We start from the raw sequence: 12,168 nt of genomic DNA on the forward strand, positions 1-12,168 counted from the left end.
GTTCTCGGTCCCGATCCTCCCAGTCGCGGGCGGCTAGTGGAGAGCCGGTTCGGGCAGGGCGCCGTGCGCCGTGCCACCCGCGGACGAGTCGGGGTCCAGCTCGTACAACGGCTCGGAGGGCCCGGAGTAGTCCCGGCCGTCCATCTCGTCCTCCGGCGTCCCGTCGAGCGCCTCCCGCAGCGCCTCGTCCACGGCCTCCTGCACCGGGGGCGCGGCGGTCGTGCTCCGCTGCGTCTTGCGGAACTCGGCCGTGCCCCGGCTCAGGTCGAGGCCGACGGCCCGGGCCCGGATCCGCGGCCGGCTGCCCCGGCCCTTCTCGGTCTCCCACTCCTCGGTGCGCAGGAGGCCGCGGACGACGACCGGGTCGCCCTTGCTGACGCTGGACGCCACATTGGCACCCAGCTCGTTCCAGCACTCGACGTCGACGAAGAAGCTGGACCCGTCGACGTAGGTGCCGGTGGCCGCGTCGTAGCGACGCTCGGTGGAGGCGACGCGGAAGTTGGTCACGGCGCCGTTCTGCGTGCGCACGCGGGTGGGTGAGGCGACGACGTTGCCGGTGACGGTGATCTCGGTGGCGCTCACGGTGCTCCTCGGGGTCTCGCGGCCGGCGCGGTGCCGGCCCGACGACGACCCTGGGCCCGCCGGCGGCCCGCGGAGGGCGACCGCGGCGGCCTGTGGACCCACCGGCGCCTGTGGACACCGCACGACCGGGACGTCACCCCGCCGTGCCACGGCGCACACGGGTGCCGCGGGAGGTGTCATCATCGGCGACCGAGCGCCCGTAGCTCAGCGGATAGAGCAGGTGCCTTCTAAGCACTTGGTCGCAGGTTCGATCCCTGCCGGGCGCGCTCCTCCGATCGGTCGCGGCGCACTTGTCGTCGCGTGCAAGTGACGCCGAAGGTCGCCGCAAGTGGCGCGCGGCACGGTGCTCCCGAGCACCCGGGGACGGTCCCGGGCCCGATCGAGGAGCCGGACATGACCCAGGTCCACGACCCCCGCTACACCGCCCAGCCGTACGCCCCCCAGGGACACGCGCCCCAGGGACACGGCCCCTACGCCCCGCCGCCGTTCCCGGCCCCCGGCTTCGGCGCCCCGGCGCAGCAGCCGAGGAAGAAGCGCACCGGCGCGATCGTCGGCAGCGTCGTCGCCGTCCTCGTCCTCGCCGGCCTCGGCATCGGCGCGTTCCTGCTCTTCGCCCCGCGGGTCCTCGACGCCGCCGCGGCCGAGCGGGAGATCGCCTCGCTGGCGCAGGAGCAGGCCGGCGTGACGGTCACCGGCGTCAGCTGCCCCGACGACGTCGACCTCGCCGCCGGCACCGTCACCACCTGCACCGGCTCGCTCGAGGGCCAGGACGTCACCTTCACCGTCGAGCAGACCGACGACGAGGGCAACGTGACCATCGAGAGCGACCAGGTCTACGTGCCGGTCGCCGACGTCGAGGCGCTGCTGACCGAGCAGTTCGCCACCGAGGCCGGCCTCACCGTGAGCTCCACCTGCGACGCCGGCGAGCGCACCGTGCTCGTCGCCGCCGACGGCCTGCAGCTGACCTGCACCGTCGCCCTCGCCGAGGACCCCTCGGACACCGGCGAGGTCCTGGCGAACGTCGACGCCGCGGGCAACGTCACCTTCGACGCCTCCTGACCGACCGCCCCGCGGGCGCCCCCTGACCCCGGGCGCCGCGACACCTCCTCACACACGAGTGGCCCGGGACCGCACAGGTCCCGGGCCACTCGTCGTCGCGGAGGTCAGCGCGAGGGCGACCAGCCGATCGCCGGGGCCACGTGCCGCGCGACGTTCTCCAGCAGCGCGGCGTTGTACTCGACGCCGAGCATGTTCGGCACGGTGATCAGCAGGGTGTCGGCCTCGCGGACGGCGGCGTCCTTGGCCAGCTCCTCGGCGACCTGGTCGGGCTCGCCGGCGTAGCTGCGGCCGAAGCGGGCGCGCACGCCCTCCAGCAGGCCGACCTGGTCGGAGGAGCGGCGCTCGTCGCCGAAGTAGACGCGGTCGAGGTCGGACACGATCGGGACGACGCTGCGGCTCACCGACACCCGCGGCTCGTGCTCCCAGCCGGCGTCCGCCCACGCGGCGCGGTAGCGGGCGATCTGCTCGGCCTGCAGCTCGTCGAACGGCACGCCGGTGTCCTCCGACAGCAGCGTCGAGCTCATCAGGTTCAGCCCCTGGCGGGCCGCCCACTCGCCCGTGGCCCGGGTGCCGGCGCCCCACCAGATGCGCTCGGCGAGGCCGGGCGACTGCGGCTGGACGGCCAGCCGGCCGCGGGCGCCGCCGGTCATGCCGGGGTCGGCGTCGACGACGGTCGCGCCGCGCACCGCGGCGAGGAACAGCGCCGTCTTCTCCCGCGCCAGGTCGGCGTCGGTGGCGCCGTCCGGCGGGACGTAGCCGAACGCCTCCGAGCCGCGCAGCGCCGTCTCCGGCGACCCCCGGCTCACGCCGAGCTGCAGCCGGCCGTCGGCGAGCAGGTCAGTGGCCGCGGCCTCCTCGGCCATGTACAGCGGGTTCTCGTAGCGCATGTCGATCACGCCGGTGCCCAGTTCGATGCGCGAGGTCCGCGCCGCCATCGCCGACAGCAGCGGGAACGGCGAGGCCAGCTGCCGGGCGAAGTGGTGCACCCGGACGAACGCGCCGTCGAGGCCGAGCTCCTCGGCGGCGACGGCGAGCTCGACGGTCTGCACCAGCGCGTCGCGGGCGGTGCGCACTCGCGAGCCGGCGATCGGCTGCCAGTGACCGAAGCTCAGGAACCCGATCTTCTTGTCCACGCCGGACACCAGCGCGAGGGGCGGGGCGGATGTTCCCGCTGGGACGCCGTCGTCACCGGATGTGACCAGGCGACCACGACATTCCGAGGGCGGGTTCCGTCACTCCGGCGGGAACGTCGGCGAGGCTGTCCGGGTGACTCTCAGCGCCCCCCACGTGCCGCGGCCCCGGGCCGACCAGCCCGGCGAGCGCGGCAGTGCACCGGCGGGGACGAGGCTGCGGGCCATCGACACGCTGCTGGCCGACCGCGGCCAGATGTTCCGGGCCCTCTTCCTCTCCTCCCCCGTCCCCAAGGCCCTCGTCGACCTCGACGGGCACCTCCTGGTCGTCAACGACGCGCTGTGCGCGCTGGCCGGCCGCGGGATGGACGACATGGTCGGCCGGCACGTCGACCTGCTGGCCCACCCCGACGACGCCCCGCTGCCCGACGCCCCCGCTGCCGGCGAGGACGGCGCCCTCGACCCGTGGCTGCGCCAGGACGGCGAGCGCCGCCTGCGCCGCGCCGACGGCACCGAGCTGTGGGTGCAGCAGAGCCACGACGTCGTCCACCGCAGCACCGGCGAGCCGCAGTTCGCCGTCCTGTCGCTGGTCGACGTCACCGACCGCCGACGGGCCGAGGAGGACCTGGTCCGCCGGGCGTTCACCGACCCGCTGACCGGCCTGCCCAACCGCCGCGCCCTCACCGACCGGCTCGCCCACGCCCTCGCCCTGTCCCGCCGCCGCGGGCTGCAGGTGGGCCTGGTGCACCTGGACCTCGACCGGTTCCAGGCGGTCAACGACACCCTCGGCACCGAGGCCGGCGACCAGCTGCTCAGCCAGGTCGCCGACCGGCTGCGCTGGAGCACCCGCGTCGAGGACACCGCCGTGCGCCTGGGCGCCGACGAGTTCCTCATCCTCGCCGAGGACGTCGAGGACCTCGACGGCCTGCGGGCGCTGGCCGACCGGCTGCTCGCCGTCCTCGACGACCCGTTCCAGCTCGGCGGCCGGGAGATCGTGCTGTCGGCGAGCGTCGGGCTGACCCTCGGCTCCGACGTCGCTCCCGACGACCTGCTCAAGCAGGCGCACAGCGCGATGACCCGCGCCAAGCGCGACGGCAGCCAGGGCCGCATCGAGGTGCACGACGGCGGCCTCACCGAGGACGAGGTCGACCTGCTGCAGCTGGAGACCGACCTGCGCCGCGCGCTGGAGGAGGACGAGCTCCGGCTCTTCTACCAGCCGATCGTGTCCCTCTCCGACGAGACGCTGCTCGGCTACGAGGCGCTGATCCGCTGGCAGCACCCGACCCGCGGGCTGCTGCCGCCGGGCGCCTTCCTCGACGCCGCGGAGAACAACCGGCTGACGTCGAAGCTGGGCGCCTGGGTGCTCCGCCGGGCCTGCACCGACGCCGCCGGCTGGCCGGCCGGGCTGCGGGTGCACGTCAACGTCTCCGCGCGGCACCTGGCCGAGGAGGGCTTCAGCCGGCTGGTCGCCGACGCCCTCGACGAGTCCGGCCTGCCGCCCGAGCGGCTGGAGCTGGAGATCACCGAGTCGACGGCGCTGTTCGCCGCCGAGGCCACCCTGCAGGCCGTGCAGGAGGTGACCGAGCGGGGCGTCACGCTGGCGCTCGACGACTTCGGCACCGGCTACTCCGCGATCACCGCGCTGCACCGGCTGCCGATCCACACGGTGAAGATCGACCGGTCGTTCGTCGCCGGGGTGGTCCGCGAGCCGTCGTCGGCCGCGCTGGTGCAGGGGCTGCTGCAGCTGGGCCTGGGCATGGGCCTGCAGGTCATCGCCGAGGGCATCGAGGACCTCGACCAGGCCGAGTGGCTGCGCCGGCACGGCTGCGCGATGGCCCAGGGCTACGCCTTCGGCCGGCCCGCGCCGCTGCCCAGCCGCGCCGACACCACCTCCGCGGAGGTCATCGTCGGCAAGGCCGCCGAGGAGGCCGCCGCGGTGCTCGAGGCGGTCACCGGCGAGCTCGAGGCCGTCGCCGCCCCGGACCTGCCGGTGGCCGGCGGCGACGGCATCGACCTCATCGCGCTCGAGGACGACGACCTGCCGTTCCCCCCGCGCCCGTTCCTCAAGGTCGTCGACGACACCGACGAGCCCGAGGACGAGCCCCGCGCCTGACCCCCGCGCCTGACCCCCGCGCCTGGCTCTCAGGCGCGGGGCAGCGCCAGCGGCACCGGCCGCTTCGGCGCGCGCCCGTCGCCGGAGGACCGGCCGCGCACCCGGCGGGCGATCCACGGGGCGACGAAGCCCCGCACCCACGCCGCCTCCTCGGCCAGCGCCGCCCGCAGCGCGCGAGGCGGGGCCGGGGGCAGCGGGGTGCGCCAGTCGTCGTCGCCGGTCACGGGGACGCCGAGCGCCTCCGCCGCGGCGCGGGCGGTCCGCCGGTGCCCCTCGGCGGTGAGGTGGATGCGGTCGCTGTCCCAGAGCCGCCAGTCCAGCAGCCAGTCCGCGCCCCACTGGTCGAGCACGACGGCGCCGTGCCGCGCCGCGATCGACCACAGCGAGGCGTTGAACACCGCGACCCGGCCGCGGGTGCGCCGGATGATCGGCGTCAGCCGCGGGTCGACGCCGGTGGCCAGCAGCACGTCGGCGCCGTCGGCCCGGAAGCCGGCCACCGCCTCCTCCAGGGCGGCGGCCAGCCGGTCGGGGTCGGCGCCCGGGCGGAGCAGGTCGTTGCCGCCGGCGACCAGGCTGACCAGGTCGGGGCGGGCGGCGCGGGCCACCGGCACCTGCTCGGCGAGCACCTGGGGCAGCAGCCGGCCGCGGATGGCGAGGTTGGCGTACTCGACGTCGTGCGGGGCGGCGGCGGACAGGTGACCGGCCAGCCGGTCGGCCCAGCCGCGGTACTCGCCGGGGCGGTCGGGGTCGGCGTCGCTCAGCCCCTCGGTGAAGGAGTCGCCGAGGGCGACGTAGCGGCGCCAGGAGGTGTGGGACGGTGCGGGCACCCGCCCACCTCAGCACGCGCCCCCGGCGTCAGCCGCGCCAGGTCTCGAGCAGCCGCAGCCAGACCTCGCTGACCGTGGGGTAGGCCGGGACGGCGTGCCACAGCCGGCTGATCGGCACCTCCCCGACGACGGCGATGGTGGCCGCCTGCAGCAGCTCGGCCACCGCCGGGCCGACGAAGGTGACGCCGAGCAGCACCTCGCGCTCGGTGTCGACGACGGCGATCGCGGTGCCCTCGTAGCCGTCGGCGAACAGCGACGCGCCGGCGACCGAGCCGATCGGGTACTCGACGACCCGGTGCGGCACGCCGGCCTCGCGAGCCTGCGCGCTGGTGAGCCCGACGCTGGCCACCTGCGGGTCGGTGAACACGACGGCGGGCGTGGCGGCCCGGTCGGCGGTCGCGGTGTGCGGCGACCAGTCCTCGAGGGAGACCTCCTCGCCGCGGGCGCGGGCGACGATCGCCGCGGCGGCCTGGCGCGCCTGGTACTTGCCCATGTGGGTGAGCTGGCGGCGGCCGTTGACGTCGCCGACGCCGTAGAGCCAGGGCAGCCCGCGCACCTGCAGCGTGTCGTCGACGTCGAGGTACTCCCCCGGCTCCAGGCCGACGGTCTCCACGCCGATCCCGGTGGTGCGCGCCTCGCGGCCGGTGGCGACGAGCACCTCGTCGCCGCGCAGCTCCTCGCCGCCGACGGTGAGCACGACCTCGTCGCCGTCGCGGCGGGCGGCGGTGACGTCGGCGTCGAGGCGGACGTCGACGCCGCGGTCGCGCAGCGAGGCGAGCACCGCGTCGCCGGCCTGCGGCTCGGCGCCGGGCAGCAGCCGGTCGCCGCGCTGCAGCAGGGTGACGGTGGAGCCGAGGGCGTGCCAGGCGAAGGACATCTCGCAGCCGACGTAGCCGCCGCCGATCACGAGCAGCCGGCGCGGCGCCTCCTTGGCGCTCGTGGCCTCGCGCGGGGTCCACGGCTGCACGTCGGGCAGGCCGTCGACCGGCGGGACCGCCGCGGCCGACCCGGTGCAGACGGCGACGGCGTGCCGCGCGCGGAGCCGGGTCTCGGTGCCGTCGGGGCCGGTGACGACGACGGTGCGCTCGCCGTCGAGCCGGGCGGTGCCGCGCAGCAGGTCGATGCCGGCGCCCTCGACCCAGGAGACCTGGCCGGCGTCGTCCCAGTTGCTCGTGAAGGAGTCGCGCCGCTCGAGGGTGGCCGCGACGTCCTGCTCGCCGGTGACCGCGGCCGCCGCGCCCTTGACCGCCCGCGCCTCCGCGATGGCCTCGGTGCCGCGCAGCAGCGCCTTGCTCGGCATGCACGCGTAGTAGGAGCACTCACCGCCGACGAGGTGCTCCTCCACCAGCACGGCGCTGAGCCCCCCGCGGACGACGACGTCGGCCACGTTCTCGCCGGTGGACCCGGCACCCAGCACGACGACGTCGTAGGTCTTCTCATCTGCGCTGCTCACGGGCCCATCCTGGCCGGTGTGGTCGACTGGCCGCATGCCCGTGCCCCCCGCCGAGTTCAGCGCCGCCCTGCGCCGGTACGCGGCGGGGGTGGGGCTGCTGACCGTCCGCGACGACATCGACGACGTCGGCACGACCGTCACCTCGGTGATGAGCGTGTCGGCCGACCCGCCGCTGGTGGCGGTCGGGCTCACCGCGGACGGCTACCCGGCGGAGGTGCTGGAGGCCGTGGGCTCGTGCGCGGTCAGCGTCCTCGCCGCCGGGCAGGCGATCCTCGCCAGCCGGTTCTCCTCGGCCGGGCGGCCCTCGGCGCGCCACCTGCTGGAGGGCGTGCCGTGGTCGCGGGCGCCGCACAGCGGGGCGGTGCTGCTCGACGGCGGCGTCGTCGGCCTGGACTGCCGCCTCGACCGGATGGTGGAGGCCGGGGACCACGTGCTCGCGCTGCTCGCCGTCGAGGGGGTACCGGTGCTGCGGGAGGACGCCGCTCCCCTGCTCCGCCTGGGCGGCCGCTACGTCGACGCCCCCGAGGGCCGTTAGCGCGACGAGGGCCCCCGACGGGCTGCGTGACCTGGGACACAGGCGCTTCCCGGCCCGGGCAGGTCTAGCGTCGGGGGCGATGAGCCAGCCGCAGACCCCCGTGCCGTCCGCGCTCCGGCGCGCCCTCGCGCGCGCCGAGCGGGGGGTGACCCTCGACGCCGGCGAGGCGGGGACGCTGCTCTCGGCGAGAGGCCTCGGCGACGGCGAGCCGCTCGACCGGCTGCTCACCGTCGCCTCCCGGGTGCGCGACGCGGGCCTCGCCTCGGCCGGCCGCCCCGGCGTCGTCACCTACAGCCGCAAGGTGTTCATCCCGCTCACCCACCTGTGCCGCGACCGCTGCCACTACTGCACGTTCGTGACCACGCCCGGGCAGCTGCGCGCCCAGGGGAAGGCGCCGTTCCTCTCCCCCGACGAGGTGCTCGACATCGCCCGGCAGGGCGCGGCGCTGGGGTGCAAGGAGGCGCTGTTCACCCTCGGCGACCGCCCCGAGGACCGCTGGCCGGTCGCCGCGGAGTGGCTGGAGGCGCACGGGTTCGACTCCACGCTCGGCTACCTGCGCGCGATGGCCATCCGGGTGCTGGAGGAGACCGGGCTGCTGCCGCACCTCAACCCCGGGGTCATGACCTGGGAGGAGCTCCAGCGGCTCAAGCCGGTGTCGGCGTCGATGGGGATGATGCTCGAGACGACGGCGACCCGGCTGTGGTCCGAGCCCGGCGGCCCGCACTTCGGCTCCCCCGACAAGGAGCCGGCCGTGCGGCTGCGGGTGCTGGAGGACGCCGGCCGCTCCGCCGTCCCGTTCACCACCGGCGTGCTGCTCGGCATCGGCGAGGACGCCGCCGAGCGCGTCGACGCCGTCCTGCGGATCCGGGCCGCGCACCAGCGGCACGGGCACGTGCAGGAGGTGATCGTGCAGAACTTCCGCGCCAAGCCGCGCACCGCGATGGCCGCGCACGACGACCTCGCGCTGCAGGAGTACGTGGCCGCCGTGGCCGTCACCCGGCTGCTGCTCGGCCCGCGGGCGCGGGTGCAGGCGCCGCCGAACCTCTCCGACTCCACCGAGCTCGGGCTGCTGCTGCGCGCCGGCGTCGACGACTGGGGCGGGGTCAGCCCGCTCACGCCCGACCACGTCAACCCCGAGCGGCCCTGGCCGAACATCGACAAGCTGGCCGCGCTGACCGCCGAGGGCGGCTTCACGCTGCGCGAGCGGCTGGCCGCGCAGCCGCGGTACGTGCTGGAGCCCGAGCCGTGGCTGGACCCGCGGGTGCGCCCGCACGTGGCCGCGCTGGCCGGGCCCGACGGGCTCGCCGTCGAGGGCCGGGTCCCGGCCGGGCTGCCCTGGCAGGAGCCCGACGAGGCGTGGGTTTCCACCGGCCGCACCGACCTGCACGTCGAGGTCGACACCGTCGGGCGGACGGCGGACCGGCGTGGCGACTTCGACGCCGTCTACGGCGACTGGGCGGACCTCCGGGACCGGACGACGGCGGCCCGCGACGGCTCCTCCACCGCCCTGGCCGTCGGCGACCCGGAGGTGCACGCCGCGCTGCGCGCCGCCGAGCGCGACCCCGCCGGGCTCTCCGACGCGCAGTACCTGGCGCTGCTCGGCGCCGACGGCGCGGACCTGGAGGCGCTGACCGCGCTGGCCGACGGCGTCCGCCGCGACGTCACCGGCGACGACGTCACCTACGTCGTGAACCGGAACGTCAACTTCACCAACGTCTGCTACACCGGCTGCCGGTTCTGCGCGTTCGCCCAGCGGCGCACCGACGCAGACGCCTACACGCTCTCGCTGTCCGAGGTGGGCGACCGGGTCGACCGCGCGTGGGCCGCCGGCGCCACCGAGATCTGCATGCAGGGCGGCATCCACCCCGACCTGCCGGGCTCGGCCTACCTGGACCTCGCCCGCGAGGTGAAGCGCCGCCAGCCCGGCATCCACCTGCACGCCTTCTCGCCCATGGAGATCGTCAACGCCTCCGCCCGCACCGGGCTGTCGTTCGAGGACTTCCTGCGCGCGGCGAAGGAGGCCGGGCTCGACTCGGTTCCCGGCACGGCCGCGGAGATCCTCGACGACGACGTCCGCTGGGTGCTGACCAAGGGCAAGCTGCCCGCGGCGACCTGGCTGGAGATCATCGGGACGGCGCACCGCGTGGGCATCCCGACGACGTCGACGATGATGTACGGCCACGTCGACACCCCGGCGCACTGGGTGGCGCACCTGCGCACGATCGCCCGCCAGCAGGACGAGACCGGCGGGTTCACCGAGTTCGTGCTGCTGCCGTTCGTGCACCACAACGCGCCGATCTACCTGGCCGGCGTCGCCCGGCCGGGGCCGACGGTGCGGGAGAACCGGGCGGTGCACGCCGTGGCCCGGCTGCTGCTGCACGGGCGCATCCCCAACATCCAGACGTCGTGGGTGAAGCTCGGCGACGTCGGCACCCAGGCGGTGCTGCAGGGCGGGGCCAACGACCTCGGCGGCACGCTCATGGAGGAGACGATCAGCCGGATGGCCGGCAGCGAGAACGGCTCGCTCAAGACCATCGCGGAGCTGGAGGCGATGGCCGCCGCGATCGGCCGGCCCGCCCGCCAGCGCACCACCGGGTACGGCACCCCGTCCGAGGAGCGGCTCGCCACCGCCCGCTCGGAGGAGGGCCGCCGCGCGCTGACCCTGTCGATCACGCCCACCTGATCATCGTCTGCTACGGCGCGGCTCCATCTGTGCTCACGCCAAAGCGGCCGATACCCAATACGGTTACCGTTGTGACCCAGACGGAACCAAAGCCAGAAGCAAGCGGAACGCCGGAAGACCTTCCTGATCTTGTCGATCGCACTCTGTCCGACGAAGAGTTGACTGACCTTGTTGACGCGGAATTGACGCCTGCGACGGTCACCTACTCAACTCAGGATTTTGATATCGCGGGGCTGGTAAGTCGACTCAACCGCGGGTCGATGCTCATCCCGAACTACGGGAACGACGACCCCCGCATCGTCACAGCAGGCTTTCAACGAGGTTTCGTTTGGACGAAGGCTCAGATGGATCGCTTCATCGAGTCACTGCTCCTGGGATATCCAATCCCTGGCATCTTCTTGGTCAAGCAGACGACCGACAATCGCATGCTCGTACTTGATGGTCAGCAGCGTTTGGTAACACTCCAGAAGTTCTATAACGGGATACATAGCGGACGCGAGTTCACGCTCCAGTACGTGGGGCAGGAGTTTCAAGGACTGACTTACAAGACCTTGGAAGAAGGCTTGCGGTACAAGTTGGACGACTCATACATGCAAGCCACTATCGTTGTGGCAGACGGCTCAAATGAGCTGAATTCGGCTGTTTATCAGATCTTCGAGCGTCTGAACTCTGGCGGCACTCAGTTGACACCCCACGAAATTCGGGTGGCGCTCTATGCTGGGCCGTTCATGACGTTCCTTGAGCAACTCAATGTGGACGAAGGCTGGCGAGCACTCTACGGCCCCCCTTCAGCGCGTATCCGAGACCAGGAAGTAATCCTCAGGACGCTTGCGCTATTTCTAGACGTCGACTCATACAGCAGGCCGCTTAAGGGATTCCTGAATTCCTTCACCGCAAGACACATGGCCGCCGATGATGCTGTGCGAAGCGCCGGCCAACTCTTTCTGCAGGCTTGCCGCTTGCTAGCTGAAGGGCCGGGGCGCAGCGCATTCCGAAAGTACAGCTCAGGTCAAGTGAACGCCGCTCAGGCTGAAGCCGTTCTGGTTGGCATCATGCGAGCGCTACAGGAAGGCAACCTGACCGGCAACCTGGGTGATTCGCTAGGCAATCTGCTGGCGAGCGAAGAATTCGAAGCCGTTACATCCAGGTCCACCGCCGGGCGCGAGGCGGTCATCGAGCGGGTTGCACTAGCCACTCAAGCCTTCGCGGCATGATTCCAGATTGGAACCATGCCCTCAATCGCGACCGCTACCTCGACCTGCGCGACACGTACACAGCATTAGTTGGTGCCGATGAGCGTTGGAGATCGGGTGAGCATGACTGGCTGCAGCCGCACGTCCTGCACCTCTCGCGCTACATCGTCATTCGCTCGGCGGGATTCCTAGAGTCGACGCGGGACACGGCGGCTTCGCAGTTTGTTGCGTCCGTCGCACCAGCGGAGGTCGTACGGAGGGTTGATGACGCACTAGGACGCGGCCAGGGCGCCGCGCCAAAGCAGCTCAGCGACTTCCTGCGAACCTTCTCGCCGTCATGGGCGACCTTACTGGACGAAGCCTTCGATGCACGGGATGGCGAGTTGCGTTCTCGCGTAGGTGCTCTTATAGCCGCCCGTAAGAAGGTTGCGCACGGCGAGGGCGATCCGGTGACATTGACCCGAGCGCTCGAGGGATGCGAAGCGGCCGTCACTGTGGCCGACTGGATCGTGTCTCACTTCACCGCTCTACAGATGGCCACCACAGCACCAAGCGCCACCTAGCCGGCCGATCCCACTTTCGTTGTACCGCTC

At 73.3% G+C, this 12,168-nt stretch carries 10 protein-coding genes and 1 tRNA gene; 7 read left to right on the forward strand and 4 right to left on the reverse strand.

The features are described 5' to 3' along the window. Positions 1–33: 33 nt before the first annotated feature. Positions 34–582, reverse strand: a complete 549-nt coding sequence (locus tag WA616_RS07980; protein WP_336028787.1) for a single-stranded DNA-binding protein — start codon at positions 580–582, stop codon at positions 34–36. A gap of 193 nt (positions 583–775) precedes the next feature. Between WA616_RS07980 and WA616_RS07985 the strand changes: the two genes are divergently transcribed. Continuing rightward, positions 776–848 (forward strand) — tRNA-Arg (locus WA616_RS07985). Positions 849–975: 127 nt separating this feature from the next. Then, positions 976–1,641, forward strand: coding sequence for a DUF4333 domain-containing protein (locus tag WA616_RS07990; RefSeq protein ID WP_336028789.1), 666 nt, complete (start codon positions 976–978; stop codon positions 1,639–1,641). A gap of 104 nt (positions 1,642–1,745) precedes the next feature. Here WA616_RS07990 and WA616_RS07995 read toward each other — a convergent pair whose 3' ends face one another. Then, positions 1,746–2,783 (reverse strand): LLM class flavin-dependent oxidoreductase, encoded by a 1,038-nt coding sequence (locus WA616_RS07995; RefSeq protein WP_336028790.1) that lies wholly within the window; start codon positions 2,781–2,783, stop codon positions 1,746–1,748. 124 nt (positions 2,784–2,907) lie between these two features. Here WA616_RS07995 and WA616_RS08000 point away from each other — a divergent pair, with 124 nt between their 5' ends. Continuing rightward, positions 2,908–4,884, forward strand: a complete 1,977-nt coding sequence (locus tag WA616_RS08000; protein ID WP_336028792.1) for a putative bifunctional diguanylate cyclase/phosphodiesterase — start codon at positions 2,908–2,910, stop codon at positions 4,882–4,884. A 29-nt stretch (positions 4,885–4,913) separates the two neighbouring features. On the opposite strand, the gene WA616_RS08005 is transcribed toward WA616_RS08000, so the two are convergent. Continuing rightward, complete coding sequence (locus tag WA616_RS08005; protein WP_336028793.1) at positions 4,914–5,711, reverse strand: SGNH/GDSL hydrolase family protein; 798 nt, start codon at positions 5,709–5,711, stop codon at positions 4,914–4,916. Between the two features lie 28 nt (positions 5,712–5,739). After that, positions 5,740–7,164: a dihydrolipoyl dehydrogenase family protein gene (locus tag WA616_RS08010; RefSeq protein ID WP_336028795.1), complete on the reverse strand. Its 1,425-nt coding sequence runs from the start codon at positions 7,162–7,164 to the stop codon at positions 5,740–5,742. A 34-nt stretch (positions 7,165–7,198) separates the two neighbouring features. Between WA616_RS08010 and WA616_RS08015 the strand changes: the two genes are divergently transcribed. From WA616_RS08015 to WA616_RS08030, 4 genes are all read left to right on the forward strand, one after another. Then, entirely contained in the window at positions 7,199–7,699 is a 501-nt protein-coding gene (locus WA616_RS08015) for a flavin reductase family protein (RefSeq protein ID WP_336028796.1), read from the forward strand. Between the two features lie 79 nt (positions 7,700–7,778). Further along, entirely contained in the window at positions 7,779–10,382 is a 2,604-nt protein-coding gene (locus WA616_RS08020; RefSeq protein ID WP_336028797.1) for a bifunctional FO biosynthesis protein CofGH, read from the forward strand. 71 nt (positions 10,383–10,453) lie between these two features. After that, the gene (locus tag WA616_RS08025) at positions 10,454–11,596 is read left to right on the forward strand and encodes a DUF262 domain-containing protein (RefSeq protein WP_336028799.1); all 1,143 of its coding nucleotides are present in this window, start codon (positions 10,454–10,456) and stop codon (positions 11,594–11,596) included. Then, positions 11,593–12,138: a hypothetical protein gene (locus tag WA616_RS08030; protein WP_336028800.1), complete on the forward strand. Its 546-nt coding sequence runs from the start codon at positions 11,593–11,595 to the stop codon at positions 12,136–12,138. Before WA616_RS08025 ends, WA616_RS08030 begins: the two co-directional genes overlap by 4 nt. Positions 12,139–12,168: the final 30 nt, after the last annotated feature.

Source organism: Geodermatophilus sp. FMUSA9-8, from assembly GCF_037034165.1.
Taxonomy (GTDB): Bacteria; Actinomycetota; Actinomycetes; order Mycobacteriales; family Geodermatophilaceae; genus Geodermatophilus; species Geodermatophilus nigrescens.